The following is a 20161-nucleotide window of genomic DNA, read 5'->3' as shown; positions in this document are numbered from 1 at the left end:
ACTGAGCGGGTGTCGGGTGACGGCGGGTGGTGGCGGGTGGTGGCGGGGGCGGTGACCCCGCTCGATAGGGTCTCCCGCATGGCACGCCCCTTTTTCGCTGCTCGGCTCGAGGACCGGCTGAACACCAAGCTGGGTGACGTGGTGCGCTCGCGTGGTTGGAACGAACGCGTGATCGCCTACACCGGTTATGGATCATCGAAGTTCATCCGGGTGCTGGCCCGGGTGGTCTTCACCCCGCCGATGGACGGCAGCGACGACGAGCACCGGATCATCCCCGACCTGGCCGACACCCTGTTGCAGCGGCGCGGCTGGCGGAACTTCTTCACCGCCCCGGCGGTCAACCACCGGGTGAATGCGACCATCGACGGCCACACCTACCAGGTCGCCACCGACCGCAACGGCTATGTGGATTCCCGGTTGCCGGTCCGCGGCCTGCAGCCCGGCTGGCATGAGATCCGCCTGCAGTGTGGCGATTCGGAGCCGGTGGAAGCACCGATCATGGTCGTCGACCCGGAGCAGACCTGGGGTCTGGTCAGCGACATCGACGACACGGTGATCTCGACCTCGCTGCCGAGGCCGCTGCTGGCGGCCTGGAACACCTTTGTGGTGCACGAGTCCGCGCGGCAGGCGGTGGCCGGGATGAGCGAGCTGTACCGCTCGCTGATGGCCGAGCATCCGCAGGCGCCGATCATCTACGTGTCCACCGGGGCCTGGAACACCGCGCCGACGCTGATCCGGTTCCTCAAGCACCACCGGTTCCCGATCGGCCCGCTGCTGCTCACCGACTGGGGCCCGACGAACAGTGGCTGGTTCCGCTCCGGGCAGGAGCACAAGCGGATCGCGTTACGGGACCTGGCGATCGACTTCCCGAAGATCCAGTGGATCCTGATCGGCGACGACGGCCAGCACGACCCGTCGATCTACGGCGAGTTCGCCGAAGCCCACCCCGACCGGGTGAACGTGGTCGGCATCCGCCAGCTCACCCCCGGTGAGCAGGTGCTGGCGCACGGCACCCTGGCCCCGATCTCTGCCGACGAGCTCGATGACGCCGACGCCGAGGTGCCGGAGGTCCGCGCCGAGGACGGTTACGAGCTGCAACCCCTGCTGCAGCAGGCCATCGAGGGCCAGCTCGACACCCGCGCCGCCCGCGCGAACGCCAACCCCCGCTGAGTGCCGGCCCCTCGCCATCCATCGAACTGACCGTGCACCCGTCGAGCGCTCGAGCACGCCACGGGTGCACGTAAGGATCGATGGATCGCCGGGTGGGTGTACGCCTCAGAGCCAGGTGCCACCCGCGGTCTCGGCCGGCTCCTGCTCGGCCTGGTAGCTGTGGATCCAGGCCAGGTGCCGATCGAAGGCCTCCGCCGCACCGAGCCGGGCATCCCGTTCGTCGGCCCGCGGGCCCGGCGGCAGGTGCAGCACATCGGCGGTGGTGATCGAGGCGACCTGCACCCGCCGGGTACGCCCGCGCCGCAGCCGTTCGTACTCGGCCCGCGCGGCATCCCAGTCAGCATTGGCGACCAGCTGGTCCGAGAGCACGATCGCGTCCTCGATCGACTGGTTGGCGCCCTGGCCGTGGTGCGGCACCATCGCGTGGGCGGCGTCCCCGATCAGGGTCACCCGGCCCCGGCTCCAGCGCGAGAGCGGCGGCCGGTGGAACAGCGCCCAGCGCTCGGTGACCGGGACGGCGGTGATCATCTGCTGCACCGCCGGATGCCAGCCCGCGAAGTCGGCGACATGGCTGCCGTCGGGGATCGGCGTCACCCACTGCTGGTGCGCCCAGGGGCCGCCGTCGCGGCGTACCAGCAGGAAGTTGTGCGCCCCGCCGCCGATCGGATAGTGCAGCAGATGTCCCTGCGGGCCGATCCAGAACTGGATCGCCGCGGGATCGGGCAGTTCGCTCAACAGCTCCGGCGCGACGATCCCCCGCGTACCGCTGCAGCCGGAGAACAGCGCATCGTCGTAGCCGAGCATCAACCGGCGGGTGGTGGAGCGGACCCCGTCGGCCCCGATCACCAGGTCGGCGGTCTCGGTGCTGCCGTCGGCGAAGTCGAGCACCGCCTCGGTGTCGGTCTCGCGGATCCCGGTCAGCCGCCGGCTCAGGTGCAGCCCCTCGTTCCCGTACGCCCCGGCGAGTGCGGCCTGCAGCTCGGCGCGGTGGATGCCGACCCACGGCGATCCGTAGCGCTGCTGATACTGCACCTCGGGTCCGATCCGGGCGATCTCGGAACCGTCCTCGCCGTGCCGGAAGATCAGTTCGCCGATGTCGGCCCAGGTCTCGGCCAGCTTGTCACCGATGCCGATCCGGCCCTGGTAGTAGCGCAGCGAGTTGGCCGACAGGCCGACGGCCGCACCGACCTCTCGCAGTTCGCTGGTCGATTCGTAGATGTCGACCTCGAAACCGCGCTGCCTGAGGTCGATGCCGAGCGTCAACCCACCGATTCCGCCGCCGATGATCGCGATCCTGCGCGCCATGATGATCCTGCCTTCCCGCACACCGTTGTGGTCATCCAGAACGCTAGACGCCGCCCGCCTGTCCCGCGTCGGCGAATTGTGGGAAGATGAGGGCGGGCATTCCGACACTGTGTCGGAACGTCGCGTGGAGGTCGCCGTGCCGAGAGATGTCAGCCTCGACGACCTGTTGCAGGATCTCGCGGAGGAGTCCGGCCACCGGTTGGTGCTGCTGGACACCGCACTGCGCGTGGTCGGCTATTCGATCCACGAGACCGAGGCGGATCGGATCCGGTTGGGCCACGTCCTCGCCCACAGCGATTCCTGGCCGCGCCCGGCGATCCCGTCCGACGGGTACGCCACGGTCCCGCTTCCCCAGCTCGGCTCGGCGCTCTTCCTGTCGGTCGCCGATGTCGATCGCCCGATGGGATACCTGATGGTGGCACCCGCCGACACCGACCCGGTGCCGGCGGTTCGAGACCGCCTGCGGGCCGCGACCGCCGAGCTCGGCAGGCAGCTGCTGGTGCGCGATTTCCGGCAGGAGAGTCGGCGGACCCGTGCCGCGGAGCTGGTCGGTCACCTGCTCGGTTCGAATGCCCGGCACCGCACCCGGGCGGCGCGGTCGTTGATCGAGGAGGGTCTGCTCGGCGCCGCCACGCAGTATGCGGCGGTCGCCGTGGGTCAGGATCCGGCGACCCTGAACGGTGCGGAGAACACCCACGGGGTGTCGCTGATCCTCGATTTCGTGACCCGGTCGTCGACCGCGTCGGTGGTCGGCGGGGCGCACGAGGGTGTGGGTGTGCTGGTCTTCCCCCGTCCCGTCGTGGTGGAGCGGCTGGCCCGCCTGCTCGGGCCGGGACTGCGCGCCGGGATCGGTCCCCTGGTGCCCGCCCTGGAGGACCTGCCGCACTCCTTCGCCCGCGCCCGCGCGGCCTGGCGGGCGGCGTACCTGGGCGCGGATCGGCACCCGACGGTGCTGACCTGGGATGCGGCCGGGATCGACGGCGTGCTGGCGATGCTGCCGTTGGAGACGCTCGGAGTGGGTGACCTGCCGACACCGGTACGCCGGCTCTGGGACACCGGCCCGGATGAGGTGCTGGTGGAGACCCTGCAGACCTATCTGGACCGTGGTGGCAATGCCCGCGCCACGGCCCGTCGGCTGAGCATCCACCGCTCGACGTTCTACTACCGGCTGGACCGGCTGCGTTCGGTGCTGCAGGTCGACCTCGCCGACGGTGCGGTACGCCGGGAGCTCGACACCGGTCTGCGGCTGGCCCGGTTGGCCGGGTTGTCAGCGCGCGCCGGGTGAGTCCGCCCGTCGTCTCGGATGGGGGGTACCGGTCGCCGCAGCGATCCGCACCAGATCGTGCGCGATCCCCTGCAACCGGGTCGCCCAGATGGCGTGCAGCCGCCTGGTCAGGTCCAGCCCACGGACCGGCACGCTGACCACGGTGCCCGCGGCCAGCGGCGCGGCGGCGGCGAGCTCGCTGAGCACGGCCGGGGCCAGATCCGCGGCCACCGCACCCAGCAGGGCGGCATTGCTGGTCAGCTCGATCGCCGGCCGGGCGACGGTCCGCCCGGCGAGCTGGCGTTCCAGCACCTCCCGGGTGCCCGACCCGGATTCGCGGACCGCGAGCGAGGTGGCGGCGAGTTCGTCGGCCTCCAGGGGGCGTTGCCGCTGCGCCCACGGGTGTTCGGGGGCGACCAGCACGACCAGCCGATCGGCGGCGACGATGCTGGACTGCAGTCGGTCGTCGACCCGGCCGGATTCGATGAAACCGAGGCGCACCTGGCCACGCAGCACCCGGGCGGTCACCTGGTCGGAGTTGCAGACCTGCAGACCCACCTCGATCGCCGGGTGGTCGGCATAGAGCTCGGCCAGCCAGCCGCCCGCCAATGACTCGGCGATGGTCTGGCTGGCGGCGACGGTGAGGCTCTCGGCATCCACCAGCCCGGCCAGGGTTCGACTGAAGTCGTCGACGCGGGCCAGCAGCAACCGGCCCTCGGCGGCCAGTTCCAGACCGGCCGGGGTGGCCCGCGAGCCGCGGGGGCGCCTTTCCAGCAGGGGTACGCCGGCCCGCGCCTCCAGCCGGCGAAGGATCCGGCTGGCGTTCGGTTGGGCCATGCCGACCGCTCTGGCGCCGGCGCCGAGGCTGCCCTGGTCGACCACCGCGATCAGCAGTTCGACCGCGGCGAGGTCGGGCAGGGACGGCTTGGTCATATCACGATGATATGGGCTGGTGCCGATTCGACGGCTACCGGACCGACGGTGATGGCGATTGGCTGAGCAGCATGACCACGCATGCCGACCGCGACCTCCGCACCCAGCCGACAGCCCCGGTGCCCGGTTCCGGCCGCGGGGTCGCCCGGTATCTGCCGGGGCTCGCGGTGTGCGCGGCGGCGACCGTGGTGGCGGTGCTGGTCAACCGGATCTGGCCCGTGGTCAGCCCGCTGCTGGTCGCGATCGCGCTGGGTGCGGTGCTCACCAACGTGATCACCGTGCCCACCGGCTGGCAGCCGGGAATCCAGGTGGCGGCGAAGAAGCTGTTGCGGATCGGCATCGTGCTGCTCGGCCTGCAGCTCTCGCTCGGCCAGGTGGCGGGCCTCGGCCCCGGGATGATTCTGGTCGTGGTGGCCATCGTCGGCCTCGGAATCCTCGCCACCGTGGGGATCGGGCGATTGCTGCGGCTGCCGCTGACCCAGACCCTGCTGATCGCCTGTGGGTTCTCGATCTGCGGTGCCGCGGCGGTCGCCGCGGTGGACGGGGTGATGGAGACCGACGAGGAGGAGGTCGCCACCGCGGTCGGACTCGTGGTGCTCTTCGGTTCGTTGATGATCGTCCTGGTGCCGCTGGGCGCCTCGGCACTCCAGCTCGGCGACCCGCGCGCCGCACTCTGGGCCGGCGGGTCGATCCACGAGGTCGCCCAGGTGGTCGCCGCCGCGGGTGCCCTCGGCCCGGGTGCGGTCGATCAGGCGGTGCTGGTGAAGTTGGCCCGGGTGCTGATGCTCGCGCCGGTGATGGCCGCGATGGCCCTGCTGGTCCGCCGACACCCCGGCCTCAGCCATGCCGGCGGTGCTGGCAAGCGGCCGCCGCTGGTCCCGTTGTTCGTGCTCGGCTTCATCGCGATGATGCTGCTCGCCTCGACCGGCCTGGTACCGGCACCGGTGCTGACCGCGGCCAGCTGGGCACAGACCGCACTGCTGGCGGCCGCGATGTTCGCACTCGGCCTGGGCGTACGCCTGAAGGCGCTCGTCCGGGTCGGCCCGCGCCCCCTGCTGCTCGGCGTCCTCTCCACGATCACCGTCGCCGGTATCGCCCTCGGCGGCGTCCTGCTCGTCTCCCCCGCCTGACCCGATACGACTTTGTCAGCCACTATGGCCGGTTGTCGCCGCCCGGACGGGCACATTGGCACCCAGGGATCAGTGGGAGCCCCTCACCGCCCATCGAGCACGGCCCGCGCCGGTACCGCCAGCGCGCGGACCAGTTGATCACGATCCAGGGCGGCCACCGAGGGCACCTCGATCAGATAGCGGGTCACCAGCGCACCGGCGGCCAGGGTGACCAGTCCGACGGCGCGGGAGCGGGCCGACTCGCCGGCACCGTGAGCGCGCAGATATTCAACGAGCGGGGTGATCAGCTCCTGCTCCAGATACGCCGCGACCGCAGCGGCCACCTCCGGCTGGCTGACCGCCGCACCGATCATCGCCGCGATACCGGCCTGCGCCCGTGGGTCCTCCCAGGCGTCCACCGCGGCCGCGACCAGGGCAGGCCCGAGCTGCCGCGGTTCGGCGGCGAGCACCCCGCGGATGATCCCGGAGGGACTGATCCGCAGCGCCATCGCGGCCGCGAACAGGCCCGCCTTGGAACCGAAGTGGTAGCCGATCGCCGCCACATCCACCCCGGCCTCGGTGGCGACCGCGCGCAGGGTGGTGCCGCGATAACCGCGATCCAGGAACAACCGATGCGCGGCGGCCCGGATCGCCTCCGCACTGTTGCCACCGCCCCGGGGGCGGCCCCGCGATTTATTCATCATCGTTGAATATAGCGGTTGCACCGGTGGATCGTTGACCCATGAACACTCCCGATCTCCTCATCGTCGGTGCCGGACCCGCCGGTCTGGCCACCGCGGCGGCCGCCGCCCGACTCGGCCTGCGGGTCCAGGTGCTGGAGCGGCGCACCGAGCCCCGTCGGCACTCCCGCGCGCTGGTGGTGCACGCCCGCACCCTGGAGCAGCTCGATGCCATCGACGTCGCCGAGCCGCTGATCGCCGCCGGTGAACCGGCCCGGTCGCTGACCATGGAGCACGGTGACCGGACCCTGCTGCGCGTGGATTTCCAGCACATCGACAGCCGCTTCCCCTATGCTCTGCTGGTTTCCCAGGAGGTCACCGAATCCCTGCTGTGGCGGCGATCCAGCGAACTGGGCGTCGAGTTGCGGACCGGGGTGACGGTGGCCGGGCTGGCCGAGGAGGGGGTACGCCTGGCCGACGGTTCGGTGTGTGCGGCACCGCAGGTGGTGGCGGCCGACGGGATCGGCAGCGTGCTGCGCCGGGCGGCCGGTATCGGCTTCCCCGGTACCAGCGATCCGCAGCACTTCGTGGTCGCCGACGTCCGGCTGGATGAGCCACCGACCGGTCTGACGGTGCGGTTGGAGGAGGCCGGAATGATCGTGCTGGGTGCGCTGCCCGATCGGCTGACCAGGGTGATCGCCGACGTGCCGGCGGATCGGGAACCGGATCGAGCCCGGCTCCAGCAGCTGCTCGACGAACGCACCCCGACCCGGCCCCGGATCACCGAGGTGGCCTGGGTGTCGACCTTCACCGCCCAGCACCGGCTGGCGGCCTCCTTCGGCGACGGCCCGCTGAACCTGATCGGGGATGCGGCTCACGTGCACTCCCCCGTCGGCGGCCAGGGCATGAACCTCGGCATCCGGGATGGCATCGAGCTCGCCCAGGCACTGGTCGACGGGCCAGAGGCGGTCGCCCTGTGGCGTACCAGGCGACGCGCCGCCGCTCGCCGGGTGGTCCGCGGCACCGGTGTCCTGTTCGGGTTGGCGACCAACCGGCGGTCCTGGGTACGCCGAGCCCTGCCGGGTGCGCTCCGGGTGGCCGGGTGCAGCAGCCTGGTGCAACGCCGAGCGGCCGCCCTGGCCAGCGGTGTCTCATGAACAAGCGGAGGTCAACCATGTCCACGAAGTCCGTCCGACAGCGCGCACTCGCCCTGGTCGGCAAGCGCCTCAACCCGCTCACCCTCCGGATGGCGTACGCCGGCCGCGGCCCGTTCTCGCTGGTCCGCCACGTCGGCCGCCGATCCGGGCGACGGTTCGAGACCCCGCTGATCCTGGCACCGGTCCCCGGTGGTTTCGTCGCCGAACTCACCTGGGGTGACAGGGTCGACTGGTACCGCAACATCGTCGCGGCCGGTGAATGCACCGTGCTGGTGCGAGGTCGCGAGCACCGGATCGTCGCCATCGAACCGATGAGCGCCGACGAGGGCCTGCGGGCCTTCCCCGCCCCGGCCCGGCTGCTGCTGCGCCTGCTCCGCAAGCGCGACTACCGGTTGCTCCGCGAGGGTTGAACCCCGGAAACCCCGACACGCCGGGCCGCAGCGGGGCGCCGCTGGTCCGCGGTGGGACAATGGGCGCTGCCCGGCTGAACGGGCCCCGACCGGAGAGACGAGGCATGGCGCGCAAGAAGACCGAAGTGATCGATGACGAGGTGAGCGAGAAGATCATCGACATCGACGTCTCCTCGGAGATGCAGACGTCCTTCCTCGAGTACGCCTACTCGGTCATCTACGCCCGCGCGCTGCCCGATGCCCGCGACGGCCTCAAGCCGGTGCAGCGGCGAATCCTGTTCGCGATGGATGAGATGAATCTGCGACCGGACCGGGCGTTCGTGAAGTGCGCCCGCGTGGTCGGCCAGGTGATGGGTCAGTACCACCCGCACGGTGACAGCGCGATCTACGATGCCCTGGTTCGCCTCGCCCAGCCGTGGACCATGCGCTTGCCACTGATCGACGGGCACGGCAACTTCGGCTCCCCCGATGCCGGCCCCGCCGCGATGCGTTACACCGAGTGCCGGATGGACTCGCCCGCGGAGGCGATGACCGCCGAACTCGACCAGGACACCGTCGACTTCCGGCCCAACTACGACGGCAAGGAATCCGAACCGGTCGTCCTGCCGGCCGCCTTCCCGAATCTGCTGGTCAACGGCACCACCGGGATCGCGGTCGGCATGGCCACCAACATCCCGCCGCACAATCTGGTCGAGGTGGTGCAGGCGCTGCGTCACCTGCTCAAGCATCCGAACGCCCAGCTGGACACGCTGATGCGGTTCATCCCCGGCCCGGACCTGCCGACCGGCGGCAAGATCGTCGGCCTGGACGGCATCGCGGACGCGTACGCCACCGGCAAGGGTTCGTTCAAGATCCGCGCCACCACCCGGATCGAGCAGTTCGGCCGGCGCAAGGGCATCGTGGTCAGCGAGCTGCCCTACACGATCGGGCCCGAGAAGATCATCGAACAGATCAAAACCCTTGTGCAGAACAAGAAGCTGCAGGGCATCGCCGACGTCAAGGATCTGTCCGACCTGGATTCCGGCACCCGGTTGGTGATCGAGGTCAAGAACGGCATCAACCCCGAAGCCCTGCTGGAGCAGCTTTTCCGGCAGACCAAGCTCGAGGACTCCTATTCGATCAACTCGGTCGCACTGGTCGAGGGGCAGCCGCGCACGCTGACCCTGCACGACATGCTCACCGTCTATCTGGAGCACCGACTGCAGGTCGTGCTGCGCCGCACCACCTACAACCGCGACCGCGCGTTGGACCGGCTGCACCTGGTCGAGGGCCTGCTGATCGCGATCCTGGACATCGACGACGTGATCGCGATCATCCGCGCCGCCGACGATGCCGGGGCCGCCCGCTCCCGGTTGATCGAGGTCTTCGAACTCACCGAGACCCAGGCGAATTACATCCTGGACATGCAGCTGCGCCGGCTGACCAAGTACTCCCGGATCGAGCTGGAGTCCGAACGCGAGGAGCTCAAGAAGCGGATCGCCGAGCTCACCGAGATCATCGACAACGACGACCGGCTGCGGCAGGTGGTCAACGACGAACTGGCCGAGGTCGCCAAGAAATTCGGTACGCCGCGGCGGACCGTGCTGCTCGCCTCCTCTGGTCAGGTGACCAGCGCCGGACCGCTCGAGGTCGCCGACGACCCCTGCTGGCTGCTGTTGTCGGCGACCGGCCTGATCGCCCGGCTGGACGGCGAGGATCCCTTGCCGGACAGGGAATCCCGCTCCAAGCACGATGTGATCAGCTCCCGCATCAGGGCCACCGCGCGGGCCGACTTCGGGGTGATCACCACCGCGGGCCGGTTGATCCGGTTGAACGCGATCGACCTGCCGACCGTGCCGCGGACCGCGAACGCACCGAACCTGTCCGGTGGTTCGCGGCTCAAGGAACTCGTTGCCCTGCAGCGGAACGAGCGGGTGCTCTGCCTGACCACCCTCGACCCGGAATCCCCCGGGCTGGCACTGGGCACCGCCCAGGGCGTGGTGAAGCGCGTCCGTCCCGAGGTGCTCGGCCGCGACGAGTGGGAGGTGATCGCCCTGGCGCCGAAGGATCAGCTGGTCGGAGCCGTCGAACTCACCGATGAGACCGCGCAGCTGGTGTTCATCACCTCCGATGCGCAACTGCTGCATTTCGGTGCCGACAAGGTACGCCCGCAGGGTCGCACCGCCGGCGGGATGGCCGGGATCAAGCTCGGCGCCGGCGCCGAGGCGGTGTTCTTCGGCGCTGCCCCGGCCGACGGGTCGGTCGTGGTGACGGTCGCCGGGTCCGGGGATTCCTTGCCGGGAACCGATTCCGGTTCGGTGAAGGTGACCCCGCTGGACGCGTACCCGAGCAAGGGCCGCGCCACGGGCGGGATGCGCTGCCACCGGTTCCTGAAGGGCGAGGACCGGCTGCAGCTCGCCTGGGCCGGTGCGGCCCCGGCGATCGCCAGCGCCGGTTCGGGCGCCGCGATCGAGCTGCCGGAGATCGATCCGCGCCGCGACGGGTCCGGTACGCCGGCCGCCCAGTCGATCGCGGCGATCGCCTCGGCCTGACGCGCCCGGGGGTCCCAGATCCGCTCCGGTCGCTGGAAGATGAGAGTCTTGACATCAACTGGCAACCAACTAGCGTGGAAGTTGGAACCAGCTGGACGGATTGCCAAACGACCCAAGGGGGGTCATGACACCTCTCGCCTTCGGCGTCGGCTCGATCGAGATCGGCATTTTCGCGGCCATCGTGATTTCCCTGATCATCACCGTTCTGATGCGTGGCAAGGGGATCCTGCGCACGCCGGGGCTCATCATCGCGCTGGTCATCAGCATCGTGCTGCCACCGATCAACGTGGTGCTGCTGCTCGGGTTCTGGTTCTACCGAAGTCGCTCCGGTCGATCGGTCGGCTGACGGGTTCATCTCAGTTGGCGGCCTATTCCACCGCGGATGAGCCCCTTGGCCACCTTTCCAGGACACTGTGGGACCTTGGCGCCGCAACCTGGTTCAGCTCTTGGTGTAGTGCAGCTCCACCCGTCGGTTCTTGGCCCGGTTCTCCTCGCTGGTGTTGGGAACCACCGGATCCGCCTCCCCCCGGCCCTCGGTGGTGATCGTCACCCCCGGCAGGCCGGGCTCGACGATGGCCCGCACCGCCGCCGCCCGGCGCCGCGAGAGGTCCAGGCCGTGCTCGCTGGAACCCAGATCGTCGGTGTAGCCGACGATCGCCAGCCGCCCGGGGCCCTGCTGCTTGAGCTGAGCGGTCACCTCATTCAACCGTGCCTTCGCCTCGGGCCGGATCACGTCGCTGTCCTTGGCGAACAACACATTGCTGTTCAACGTGACGTCGGTGGTCCGTGGGCCCTCGGCAACCTGCGCGGTGCCCTCGGTGTCCTCGGTTACCGCCAGGATGTCGATCGGCTCGCCGCCCTGGATGTCCTCCACCGGTTTCTGCACCGGCGCCGGCATCGGGGTCGGTGCCCAGACCGACTTCACCGACGGCGTGGCACTGGGTGCCGCTGCCCCGAGGCCCCCGCCGTTCACCGCAAGCCCGAGACCGGCCAGGCCGGCCAATCCGATGGCGACGACCCGGTGTGGGCCCCGGCGCTCACCCGAGCGGGACATTGTCGAAGCTCCCGAACCTCGACGCGCCCACCGCCACCGTCGTCACCCCAGGTGGCGGTGCGCCGAAAACACAACTCACATACAGTTCGTCACCGGTCTTCGCCGACGACGGCATCTGCGGAGCGCACAGGGATCTGTCGCTCTGGCCCTTGGCCGGACGGTAGAGCTTCTTGTTCGCCGCGTCGATCAGGGTGAAGCCGTTGGTCTCCCCGGTCACCTCGTTGAAAGCGCCACTCGCGCTGAGCAGCTCCTTCGACGGCGAGCCCGTCACCGAGGTGTAGCGCACCCGGGCGTTCAGGGTGACCACGCCCTCACCGCGTCGCAACGGGTACAGATCGAGATCGTAGCTGTTCCCGCCGACCTTGATGTTCCGACTGCCGATCGGATCGCCCAGCGGCGGAATGGTGCCCGACACGCTGGGCGTTGCCACCGGCTGGCCACCGCCCGCCGACGACGCCCCCGCTGATGGAGCGCCCGCCGGCTCGCTGACTGTCGGTGCGGGTTGTTGCTGGCTCCCACCCACCATGCCGCACCCACTCAGCAGCAGGGTCGACGCAATCACAGCCGTTGCGGTCCTCATGGCCACCTCCCCGAGTAGGGACACAACTATAAGAGCCCCGAGAGCCGACCGACGATGAGCGTGGGCACCCGGCGGTATCGTCACCCCCATGACGATGGTTCCGCCCGACCAGATCGGCATCCCGCTCACCGCGGCGGGTCTCTACTGGCAGCAGAGCAAGTGGAACGGCCGCAAGACGGTCCCGGTGATCCTGGAGCTGTTCGACTCGAACACCTTGCGCCTCGGGGTGGCCGACGGGATCATCTTCGCCGTCCCGGCGACGAGCGTGCAGGCGAAGTTCTCGATCACCAACATCCTGCACCTCACCGTGAACGGCGAGAAGTACGCCATCAGCGGGATCGGGACCTCGCTGTCCCCGGAGTTCCCGCCGGTGATGGTCGACTATCTGCAACGCACCGCCGGTGAGATCGCCAACCGACACGGGGAGAATCCCGCCGATCAGAACTACGTCACCCTGCTCCAGGTCGCCCGCGGGTCGGTGTTCCGCTTCGGCGCCGAGGCCAGCGCCAAGATGGCCGCCGACGGTGCCGCAGCCAAGGAGGCGATCGACCCCTGGCGCCAGATCCTGGCCTCCGCCGGTGCCCAGATCGCGTGACCAGTCCAATCACAACGCTCGCGAGCCCTAGGCTGCACCCATGAGTCAAGGCTTCGACGATCTTCTTGCCGCAAACGCCGAATACGCAGCCAACTTCACCGAGGGCGGGTTCGACGGCATCGCCCGGGCGGGCGTGGCAATCATCACCTGCATGGATTCCCGGATCGAGCCGTTGCAGCTGCTCGGTCTCGGGCTGGGTGATGCCAAGATCATGCGTACCCCCGGTGGCCGGATCACCCCGGACGCGCTGGTGGGCTGCATCCTCGGGGTCCACCTGCTGAACGTGCAGCGGATCATGGTCGTCCCGCACACCCGGTGCGCGATGGCCTCCGGTGACGATGCGGCCATCGCGGACAAGGTGCTCGAGGCGACCGGAGTGGACATCCACGGCATGGTGCTGGGCTCCAGCCCGGACCAGCGCGCCGGCCTCAGCTACGACGTACGCCGACTGCGCACCCATCCGCTGCTCCAGGACAACCGGGTCGAGATCGGCGGATTCCTCTACGACGTGGACACCGGGCGACTGACCCAGGTGCTCTGAGCCGACGGACCAGCACAACCAACACACCCAGCACAACCAACACACCCAGCACAACGAGCACGGCCGGCCCGGCCCCCGACCGGGCCGGCCATACCTGGACCCAACTATGTCATAGTTGACATGTTTGGATAGGCGTGGTGGACTCGGCTCATGGTTCGACGAGGATCCACCAAGACGCTCTGCCGCGCCGCCCATGCCGTCGCCCGCAACAACCTGGCGACCGCGTTCGGTCACGTCTCGATGCGCGCCGGCAAGGAGCTGGTGATCACCCCACCACTGCCGCTCAGCCAGGCCCGCTCCGACCTGTGTCGCAGCATCCCGCTGGACGCCGACGAACTGCCGCCCGGCATTCCCAAGGAGGCCTGGCTGCACCTGGCCATCTATCGCGCCCGTCCCGATGTGGCCGCGATCTGCCGAGCCCAGCCCGAGGCGGCGACCGCGCTCGCCTCCGCCGGAGTGGCGATCCAGCCCCTGCATGGCCAGGGCACCTTCTGCGGCGTACCGGTGCCGGTCTTCACCGAGGCCGAACTGGTCCGTGACAGCGATCGCGGCGTACGCCTGGCCAGGGCCCTCGGTGACGATCCCGCCCTGATCCTGAAAGGCAACGGTGCGCTCACCGTGGCCGCCGACCCCGGCCGGGCCGTCGCTCGGATGTGGGTGCTGGAGGCCTCCGCCCGGATGAACGCCACCGCCGCTGCCGCCGGGAATCCCACCCCACTCAGCGAAACCGAGCAGGCCGCCTGGCGGGCCACCGAGACCGAACTGCTGGGCCGTATCTGGGCCCATCTGGACCACACCGACGAGGAGAACAACCGATGATCAACCTGCAGGATCTGGCCTACGTGCGGATCGGCACCCGCGACCTCGACACCCAGGTCGCCTTCGCCACCGAGATCGTGGGACTCGAACTGGTGGAGCACACCGACCAGGTCGCCACCTTCCGCGCCGACAACCGGCGGCACTGCGTCCAGTTCGTCCCCGGTGAACCGCGGGCGCTCGCCAGCGCCTTCAGCCTCGCCGACGAGGCAGCACTGGCCGCGGCTGCCGAGGAGCTGCGGGCCGCCGGAATCGACGTGCACGAAGGAACTGCCGACGAGTGCGCGGAGCGGCACGTGCTGGCGTTCATCTCCTTCTCCGACCCGGCCGGCAATGTCGTCGAACTGGTCTCCGGCCAGACCCACACCGAGTCCCGACCGGTCGCCTTCACCCGCCCGGTCGGCATCACCGAGTTCGGCCATCTCGGCCTGGAGGCCCCCGATGTGAAGGAGGCCGAGAAGTTCTGGACCAAACACTTCAACTTGAAGGTCTCCGACCGGATCGGCGCGAACGCCGTGCTGATGCGGTTCGACCCGGTGCACCACAAGCTGGCCGTCTTCGCCGACCAGACCGGTCTCGGGCACGTCAACTTCCAGGTCGCCAGCATTGACGACCTGATGCGCAACTGGCGCTTCCTCGAGCACCACGGCATCAAGATCATCGCCGGCCCGGGCCGCCACCCCCAGTCCACCGCGGTCTTCCTCTATTTCAAGGGCCCCGAGGACGTCACCTGGGAGTACTCCTTCGGTGTCCGCGAGATTCCCGAGGACCAGCCCTGGGTGCCGCGCGACTTCGAGCCCAGCGAGATCGACTTCATCGACATGTGGAAGGGACTGCTGCCCAAGGCCGGTACGCCCTGGTCGGAGCGCAACAAGTGACCGCGGCGAACACGACGCAGGCAGCGACGGGTACGCGGACCGAGGGACTCACCGGCAACCGGTTGATCGGCCTGGTGCTGATCTGCGGGCTCTCGATCACCTTCGACGGTTATGACCTGGTCGTCTACGGCACCACGATTCCCAAGCTGATGGCCGAATGGGGCATCGGCCCCGCGCAGGCCGGCGCGATCGGCTCCTATTCCCTGATCGGCATGATGATCGGCGCCCTGGTGATCGGCTCCCTCGCCGACCGGGTCGGGCGGCGGAAGGTGCTGATCGCCTCCGTCGCCTGGTTCTCGCTGTGGATGATCGTCTGCGCGATCGCCCCGAGCGTCACCCTCTTCGCCGTCGCCCGTTTCCTGTGTGGGTTGGGACTCGGGGCCTGCATGCCGACCGCGGCCGCGGTGGTCGTCGAGTACGCACCCCGCGAACGCAGCAACTTCATCTACGGGATGATGCAGCCCGGTTTCGCTGTCGGCGGCATCCTGGCCGCCCTGCTCGGCATCCTGGTGATGCCCGCCTTCGGTTGGCGCGCGATGTACTGGATCGGCGCGCTGCCGCTGCTGATCGTCTGCCTGCCGGCACTGAAGTGGCTGCCGGAGTCCATCGAGTTCCTGATGGCGAAGGGACGCCGCGACCAGGCGTACCGGCTCGCCGACCGGCTCGGCCTGGTCGAGCCGACCACCCACGACGAAGGCCCCGGCAAGGTCCGCCTCAGCCGGCTCTTCAGCGGCGGGCTGGCGCTGCCGACCGTGCTGTTCTGGGTCTCCACCTTCTGTGCGCTGCTGCTGGTCTACGGGCTGAACACCTGGCTGCCGGAGATCATGCGCAAACAGGGCTACCCGCTGGGCTCCGCACTGTCCTTCCTGCTGGTCTTCAACCTGGGTTCGATTCTCGGACTCGTGGTCGGTGCCACCATCGCCGACCGGATCGGCTCCAAGCCGGTGATCGCCGTCTCCTTCGCGCTGGCCGCGATCAGCGCGGTGATCCTCAGCTTCAACCCGAACGTGATCGTGCTCTACCTGCTGGTCGCGATCGGCGGCTACGGTGCCATCGGCACCCAGACGCTGATCAACCCCTTCGTCACCCGCTACTACCCTGCCGCGCTGCGCACCACCGGCATCAGCTGGTCGCTGGGCACCGGCCGGCTCGGTGCGATCTGCGGGCCGCTGCTCGGCGGGTTGGTGCTGGCCTCCTCGCTCGGCGCCGGGTGGAACTTCTATCTGTTCGCGGTGGTGGCCGTGCTCGGTGCGATCGCCGCCGCCCTGGTGCCGAAGTCCCCCACCCCCAGTGCGATCAGCGAACCCTCATCGGAGCAGCACCGCTGAGGCACAGGCAGACCCCTACGATTGGGGCATGAGCCTTCGGCACGCGATCCTCGGCGTCCTCGCCGCCCGGGAGATGACCGGCTACGACCTGAGTCAGTTCTTCGACTCCGGGATGGGCTGGTTGTGGTCCGCCCGGCACTCGCAGATCTATCCCCTGTTGGGAAAACTGGTCGACGAGGGCCTGGTCTCGGGCAGCGAGGGCACCCGCGGTCAGCACCAGCGTCGGGTGACCTATGCGATCACCGACGCCGGCCGCGCGGAATTCCTCGACTGGGTGGGGACCGCGCACCCGTCCTCGGCGGAGAAGGACCCGTTCTGGTTGCAGGCGGTGTTCCTCGATGAGGTCGACCCGGAGCGTGCCCGGGGCGTGCTGCGGGCCTACGCCGACGGGCAGCGCGAGGCGGCCCTGCGCGCCACATCGCACGCCACCGAGCTGGCGGCCGGGATCACCCCGCTGATCCGGGAACGGTTGACCCACCGGCCGGCCGCCGAACACGACCGGATCACCCGGGTGAAGGCGCAGGTTTTCTCCGCTCAGGCAGCGATCGCGACGACCCGTGCCGAGCAGGCGGAGGCGTTGATCAGGGTGCTGGCGGAGACGAGCTGACCCGGTCGTGGGTCACCCCGGTGATCCGCAACGGCCAGAAAACCGCCAGCCCCAGCAGCAGCGTGACGATGATCCCGAGCAACCCCAGCCGGACCCCGAACATCGCGGTGAACAACGCCACCAGGGCGGGTGCCAGGAAGCTGACCGCCCGCCCGACGGTGGCGTACAACCCGAAGATCTCGTTCTCCTCACCGGGTTCCAGGATCCGCACCAGCAGGGTGCGCGAGGCGGACTGCACCGCACCGACCATCGAGGAGATCACCATGCCACCGATCCAGAAGACCAGCTTTGCCGGGAAGAGCACGATGATCAGCCCGGTGATGACCATGGCGATCAGGGTGCCGACGATCACCGACCGCGGACCCAGCCGATCGTCGAGGCTGCCGAAGACCCAGGTGCCGACCGCCGCGACGATGTTGGCGGCCAGCCCGAAATAGAGGACCTCGGTGGGGGCGAAGCCGTAGGAGGTGGCCGCGATCACCCCGGCGAAGGTGAACACCGCGGTCAACCCATCGCGATAGATGGCCGAGGCCAGCAGGAAATGCGCCAGCTTCGGCCGACCGCGCAGGATCCGCACCACCTCGGCGTACGCCCGCAGCGGGCTGAACCGGTTGCTGCGTTGCCGCGGCAGCGCCGGCGGGCCGAAGAACATCACCGGGATCGACATCAACAGCAACCACGCGGCGCAGAACAGCGCGATCCCGCGGATGTTGATCGAGTCGGCGGTCGGCAATCCGAAGGCGTTCTGCACGAAGCCGACCGCGGCGACCACCAGACAGATCACCCCGCCGAAGTAGCCGAGCCCCCAGGCCAGTCCCGAGATCCGCCCGATCGTGGTGGGGGTGGAGATCTGGCTGAGCATGGCGTTGTAGAAGATCTCGGCCATCCCCTGGGCGATCTGGGCCCCGGCGATCAGTCCCGCGCCGACGAACAGGTACTGATCCTCGGGCCGGACGAACCAGCAGGCCGCGACGCAGGCGACCACGATCAGGGTGAGCACGCCGAGGACGGCCTTGCGGTTGCGTACCCGATCCCCCCAGGCACCGACCACCGGCGCCGCCAGTGCCACCACGATGCCGGCCACCGTCTGCCAGTTCGCGAACACCTGCTGGCCACGTTCGGGACTCTCCGCCACCGCCGAGGTCACATAGACCGAGAATACGAAGGACAGCATCACGGTGTTGAACGCGTTCGACCCGAAATCCCACAGACACCAGGAGATGACGGTACGCCGATCGCCGTGCGCCGGTGCCGAGGTGATGGTACTCACGGCGACAGGCTAGCGGGCACCCTCCGGTAACGCCGGACTTTCCATTGACGCGGCGCAAGATCGGAGAAGCGGGCCGCCGCGGGCACCGACTAGCGTCAACCCCAGCAGTCAGCCGCACGAAGGGACCCGACCATGCAGACCTACCTCGCCCCCTATGTCCACTACCCCACCAACTGCGCCGCGGAGGCGTTCGCCGCCTACGGCAAGGTGTTCGGCGCCGAACCGGTGATCCTGCGGGGCACGGACATGCCCGGCGGCACCCCGCCCGGAGCGGAGGAGCTGGTCGTGCACGCCCAGCTGAAGACCGACGACTTCACCCTCTACGGCTCCGATGACTGCATGGGCACGAAAACCCCGATGCAGGGCTTCGAGGTGTGCATCTTCGCCGACGACACCGCACAGACCCGCGGCTGGTTCGAGCAGCTCTCCGCGGACGGCGCCGAGGTGCACGTGCCGCTGGCCGAACAGCCCTGGGGTTCGGTCTATGGCCAGTTCACCGACCGGTTCGGGCTCACCTGGGCGTTCAACCTCGACACCCCCGGCACCTGATCTGCCTCACCATGCTGGCTGACCGATGAGGGGTCTGTCAGGATGAGTGAATGACCCAGGAGCGGTACCCGGTGCCGCTGGAGCCGCCGCGCTACAGCCATCCCCCGGTGAAGTTGAACAGCACCCGGCGGATCTCGCTGTACACCCTGATCGATGTGATCGTCGCGGTGGTCGCACTGGGGCTGACGCTCTGGCTGGCGGCGGTGGTGCTGCTGCGGGGGTTCAACTGGTCCTGGGTCACGGTGCTCTATCTGCTGGTCTTCTGGGGGTTGGTGGCCTATCTGGCGCTGCCCCGGTTGCATCAGCTGTTCACCACCCTCTACGTCCCGGACTACTTCATCGGTCGGACCCGGACCGGGGACGGGGTGCTCGGCGATCCGATCAATCTCGCCGTCGACGGCACCGAGGCCGACATCCACGCCGCGATGCAGGCCGCCGGCTGGACGAAGGCCGATGAGATCACCGCCCGCTCGGCCTGGGGGATGATCATCTCCTCGATCACCGGCCGCTCCTATCCCGCCGCACCGGTATCGGGTTTGCATCTGTTCGGCCGACGGCATGCGTTCGCCTATCAGCAGGAGGTGGACGGCAATCCCGCCCAGCGGCATCACGTGCGGTTCTGGCGTACGCCCCAGGGCTGGGTGCTGCCGGGTGGGCAGCGGGTCGACTGGCTGGCCGCCGGCACCTACGACCGCTCGGTGGGGCTGTCGGCGTTCACCGGCCAGATCACCCACAAGATCGATGCCGATATCGACATCGAACGCGACTACATCATCGACACCGTCCGCTTCGCCGACCCGCAGATCCCGGTGCGGATGATCGACGATTTCTCCACCGCCTACCACCACCGCAACGGTGGCGGTGACCAGGTGCACACCGATGGTCACCTGCCGATCCTCGATGTCAGCGGAGTGGCCGCCCGCAGCGACTCCCCCGCACTGCCTGCGGTGCCACAGAAGCACGAGCACGCCCTGCCGCCGATCCAGTTGCTGGTGATCGGATTTCTGCTGGCGCTGCAGATCCTCGCGCTGCTCCTCGCCGGTATCGGGATCGCGATCGCCGGCGGCCCGACCGCGACCGGACTGTCGCCCGATGACTCGGTGGAGTTGCTGGGCAGCGCGATCGGCGCGGTACTGGCCACGCTGCTCTGGCTGGGTACGCTGGCGCGCTGGCCGTGGGCTCGGATCCTGCTGATGCTGGTCTGCGCCGGTGATGCCGTGCAGGCCCTGTGGGGTGCGGTGACCGACCTCTCGGCGAGCGCCCTGCTCGGTGCCAGCGTGTCGGTGCTGGTGCTGCTGGCGATCACCGCCGACCCGGTGCGCGCGTGGGTCACCCGCGACCGCACCGGACCCGAGGTCGAACTCCCCTGAGCGCACCGCGGCCA

21 protein-coding genes are annotated in these 20161 nt (G+C 69.3%); 15 read left to right on the top strand and 6 right to left on the bottom strand.

The annotated features are described in order from the left end of the window. Nucleotides 1–78 precede the first annotated feature (78 nt). A complete protein-coding gene (locus tag C8D81_RS03165) occupies nt 79–1170 on the top strand; it encodes an App1 family protein (protein WP_133625537.1) in 1092 nt (363 codons plus the stop codon). Between the two features lie 105 nt (nt 1171–1275). On the opposite strand, the gene C8D81_RS03160 is transcribed toward C8D81_RS03165, so the two are convergent. Beyond that, nucleotides 1276–2475 carry an FAD-dependent monooxygenase gene (locus C8D81_RS03160; protein ID WP_166646651.1) on the bottom strand — a complete coding sequence of 400 codons (1200 nt, stop codon included), beginning with the start codon at nt 2473–2475 and terminating at the stop codon, nt 1276–1278. Nucleotides 2476–2611: 136 nt separating this feature from the next. Between C8D81_RS03160 and C8D81_RS03155 the strand changes: the two genes are divergently transcribed. Beyond that, nucleotides 2612–3760 carry a PucR family transcriptional regulator gene (locus C8D81_RS03155; RefSeq protein ID WP_166646650.1) on the top strand — a complete coding sequence of 383 codons (1149 nt, stop codon included), beginning with the start codon at nt 2612–2614 and terminating at the stop codon, nt 3758–3760. Here the strand turns inward: C8D81_RS03155 and C8D81_RS03150 are convergent. After that, nucleotides 3743–4672 (bottom strand): LysR family transcriptional regulator, encoded by a 930-nt coding sequence (locus C8D81_RS03150; RefSeq protein WP_133625535.1) that lies wholly within the window; start codon nt 4670–4672, stop codon nt 3743–3745. The two genes, C8D81_RS03155 and C8D81_RS03150, sit on opposite strands and share 18 nt — an antisense overlap. A 71-nt stretch (nt 4673–4743) precedes the next feature. On the opposite strand from C8D81_RS03150, the gene C8D81_RS03145 reads away from it, so the two are divergent. Further along, entirely contained in the window at nt 4744–5802 is a 1059-nt protein-coding gene (locus tag C8D81_RS03145) for a YeiH family protein (protein ID WP_133625534.1), read from the top strand. 83 nt (nt 5803–5885) lie between these two features. On the opposite strand, the gene C8D81_RS03140 is transcribed toward C8D81_RS03145, so the two are convergent. Continuing rightward, entirely contained in the window at nt 5886–6482 is a 597-nt protein-coding gene (locus C8D81_RS03140; protein WP_166646649.1) for a TetR/AcrR family transcriptional regulator, read from the bottom strand. Between the two features lie 41 nt (nt 6483–6523). Between C8D81_RS03140 and C8D81_RS03135 the strand changes: the two genes are divergently transcribed. The 4 genes from C8D81_RS03135 to C8D81_RS03120 all read left to right on the top strand — a co-directional run bounded on the left by C8D81_RS03135 (nt 6524) and on the right by C8D81_RS03120 (nt 10905). Further along, a complete protein-coding gene (locus C8D81_RS03135; RefSeq protein WP_094399917.1) occupies nt 6524–7618 on the top strand; it encodes an FAD-dependent monooxygenase in 1095 nt (364 codons plus the stop codon). Between the two features lie 17 nt (nt 7619–7635). Further along, on the top strand, nt 7636–8028 hold the full coding sequence (locus C8D81_RS03130) for a nitroreductase/quinone reductase family protein (protein ID WP_094399915.1): 393 nt from the start codon (nt 7636–7638) through the stop codon (nt 8026–8028). 104 nt (nt 8029–8132) lie between these two features. After that, nucleotides 8133–10559, top strand: coding sequence for a DNA gyrase/topoisomerase IV subunit A (locus C8D81_RS03125; RefSeq protein WP_094399913.1), 2427 nt, complete (start codon nt 8133–8135; stop codon nt 10557–10559). Nucleotides 10560–10683: 124 nt separating this feature from the next. Further along, nucleotides 10684–10905, top strand: coding sequence for a hypothetical protein (locus C8D81_RS03120; protein WP_094399911.1), 222 nt, complete (start codon nt 10684–10686; stop codon nt 10903–10905). A 93-nt stretch (nt 10906–10998) separates the two neighbouring features. Here the strand turns inward: C8D81_RS03120 and C8D81_RS03115 are convergent, their stop codons facing one another. Together C8D81_RS03115 and C8D81_RS03110 are read right to left on the bottom strand one after the other, a co-directional pair. Further along, nucleotides 10999–11613: an OmpA family protein gene (locus C8D81_RS03115; protein WP_094406427.1), complete on the bottom strand. Its 615-nt coding sequence runs from the start codon at nt 11611–11613 to the stop codon at nt 10999–11001. Further along, complete coding sequence (locus C8D81_RS03110) at nt 11597–12193, bottom strand: hypothetical protein (protein ID WP_133625533.1); 597 nt, start codon at nt 12191–12193, stop codon at nt 11597–11599. Before C8D81_RS03110 ends, C8D81_RS03115 begins: the two co-directional genes overlap by 17 nt. Before the next feature lie 88 nt (nt 12194–12281). Here C8D81_RS03110 and C8D81_RS03105 point away from each other — a divergent pair, with 88 nt between their 5' ends. The 6 genes from C8D81_RS03105 to C8D81_RS03080 all read left to right on the top strand — a co-directional run bounded on the left by C8D81_RS03105 (nt 12282) and on the right by C8D81_RS03080 (nt 16958). After that, nucleotides 12282–12788: a hypothetical protein gene (locus tag C8D81_RS03105; protein WP_094399906.1), complete on the top strand. Its 507-nt coding sequence runs from the start codon at nt 12282–12284 to the stop codon at nt 12786–12788. A gap of 40 nt (nt 12789–12828) precedes the next feature. After that, entirely contained in the window at nt 12829–13329 is a 501-nt protein-coding gene (locus C8D81_RS03100) for a beta-class carbonic anhydrase (protein WP_094399904.1), read from the top strand. Nucleotides 13330–13479: 150 nt separating this feature from the next. After that, nucleotides 13480–14148, top strand: coding sequence for a class II aldolase/adducin family protein (locus C8D81_RS03095; protein ID WP_133625532.1), 669 nt, complete (start codon nt 13480–13482; stop codon nt 14146–14148). Then, the gene (locus tag C8D81_RS03090; protein WP_094358130.1) at nt 14145–15023 is read left to right on the top strand and encodes a VOC family protein; all 879 of its coding nucleotides are present in this window, start codon (nt 14145–14147) and stop codon (nt 15021–15023) included. Before C8D81_RS03095 ends, C8D81_RS03090 begins: the two co-directional genes overlap by 4 nt. Next, on the top strand, nt 15020–16351 hold the full coding sequence (locus tag C8D81_RS03085) for an MFS transporter (protein ID WP_208109081.1): 1332 nt from the start codon (nt 15020–15022) through the stop codon (nt 16349–16351). Before C8D81_RS03090 ends, C8D81_RS03085 begins: the two co-directional genes overlap by 4 nt. A gap of 28 nt (nt 16352–16379) precedes the next feature. After that, nucleotides 16380–16958, top strand: a complete 579-nt coding sequence (locus tag C8D81_RS03080) for a PadR family transcriptional regulator (protein WP_094358128.1) — start codon at nt 16380–16382, stop codon at nt 16956–16958. Here C8D81_RS03080 and C8D81_RS03075 read toward each other — a convergent pair. Beyond that, nucleotides 16933–18228 (bottom strand): MFS transporter, encoded by a 1296-nt coding sequence (locus C8D81_RS03075; RefSeq protein WP_133625531.1) that lies wholly within the window; start codon nt 18226–18228, stop codon nt 16933–16935. The two genes, C8D81_RS03080 and C8D81_RS03075, sit on opposite strands and share 26 nt — an antisense overlap. 132 nt (nt 18229–18360) lie before the next feature. Here C8D81_RS03075 and C8D81_RS03070 point away from each other — a divergent pair, with 132 nt between their 5' ends. Together C8D81_RS03070 and C8D81_RS03065 are read left to right on the top strand one after the other, a co-directional pair. After that, the gene (locus C8D81_RS03070) at nt 18361–18777 is read left to right on the top strand and encodes a VOC family protein (protein ID WP_133625530.1); all 417 of its coding nucleotides are present in this window, start codon (nt 18361–18363) and stop codon (nt 18775–18777) included. Between the two features lie 50 nt (nt 18778–18827). Further along, the gene (locus tag C8D81_RS03065; protein ID WP_133625529.1) at nt 18828–20147 is read left to right on the top strand and encodes an LssY C-terminal domain-containing protein; all 1320 of its coding nucleotides are present in this window, start codon (nt 18828–18830) and stop codon (nt 20145–20147) included. The last annotated feature ends 14 nt before the right edge of the window (nt 20148–20161 follow it).

This window comes from Enemella evansiae (genome assembly GCF_004362375.1).
GTDB lineage: Bacteria > Actinomycetota > Actinomycetes > Propionibacteriales > Propionibacteriaceae > Enemella > Enemella evansiae.
Note: the sequence above shows the minus strand (reverse complement) of the source record. Positions and strands in the feature narration are given on the sequence as shown.

What these genes read in the sequence shown, in the direction of transcription:
- C8D81_RS03165 (WP_133625537.1), top strand. Translation starts at nt 79, where the DNA reads ATGGCACGCCCCTTTTTCGCTGCTCGGCTCGAGGACCGGCTGAACACC.
- C8D81_RS03160 (WP_166646651.1), bottom strand. Translation starts at nt 2,475, where the DNA reads ATGGCGCGCAGGATCGCGATCATCGGCGGCGGAATCGGTGGGTTGACG.
- C8D81_RS03150 (WP_133625535.1), bottom strand. Translation starts at nt 4,672, where the DNA reads ATGACCAAGCCGTCCCTGCCCGACCTCGCCGCGGTCGAACTGCTGATC.
- C8D81_RS03145 (WP_133625534.1), top strand. Translation starts at nt 4,744, where the DNA reads ATGACCACGCATGCCGACCGCGACCTCCGCACCCAGCCGACAGCCCCG.
- C8D81_RS03140 (WP_166646649.1), bottom strand. Translation starts at nt 6,482, where the DNA reads ATGAATAAATCGCGGGGCCGCCCCCGGGGCGGTGGCAACAGTGCGGAG.
- C8D81_RS03135 (WP_094399917.1), top strand. Translation starts at nt 6,524, where the DNA reads ATGAACACTCCCGATCTCCTCATCGTCGGTGCCGGACCCGCCGGTCTG.
- C8D81_RS03130 (WP_094399915.1), top strand. Translation starts at nt 7,636, where the DNA reads ATGTCCACGAAGTCCGTCCGACAGCGCGCACTCGCCCTGGTCGGCAAG.
- C8D81_RS03125 (WP_094399913.1), top strand. Translation starts at nt 8,133, where the DNA reads ATGGCGCGCAAGAAGACCGAAGTGATCGATGACGAGGTGAGCGAGAAG.
- C8D81_RS03120 (WP_094399911.1), top strand. Translation starts at nt 10,684, where the DNA reads ATGACACCTCTCGCCTTCGGCGTCGGCTCGATCGAGATCGGCATTTTC.
- C8D81_RS03115 (WP_094406427.1), bottom strand. Translation starts at nt 11,613, where the DNA reads ATGTCCCGCTCGGGTGAGCGCCGGGGCCCACACCGGGTCGTCGCCATC.
- C8D81_RS03110 (WP_133625533.1), bottom strand. Translation starts at nt 12,193, where the DNA reads ATGAGGACCGCAACGGCTGTGATTGCGTCGACCCTGCTGCTGAGTGGG.
- C8D81_RS03105 (WP_094399906.1), top strand. Translation starts at nt 12,282, where the DNA reads ATGACGATGGTTCCGCCCGACCAGATCGGCATCCCGCTCACCGCGGCG.
- C8D81_RS03100 (WP_094399904.1), top strand. Translation starts at nt 12,829, where the DNA reads ATGAGTCAAGGCTTCGACGATCTTCTTGCCGCAAACGCCGAATACGCA.
- C8D81_RS03095 (WP_133625532.1), top strand. Translation starts at nt 13,480, where the DNA reads ATGGTTCGACGAGGATCCACCAAGACGCTCTGCCGCGCCGCCCATGCC.
- C8D81_RS03090 (WP_094358130.1), top strand. Translation starts at nt 14,145, where the DNA reads ATGATCAACCTGCAGGATCTGGCCTACGTGCGGATCGGCACCCGCGAC.
- C8D81_RS03080 (WP_094358128.1), top strand. Translation starts at nt 16,380, where the DNA reads ATGAGCCTTCGGCACGCGATCCTCGGCGTCCTCGCCGCCCGGGAGATG.
- C8D81_RS03070 (WP_133625530.1), top strand. Translation starts at nt 18,361, where the DNA reads ATGCAGACCTACCTCGCCCCCTATGTCCACTACCCCACCAACTGCGCC.
- C8D81_RS03065 (WP_133625529.1), top strand. Translation starts at nt 18,828, where the DNA reads ATGACCCAGGAGCGGTACCCGGTGCCGCTGGAGCCGCCGCGCTACAGC.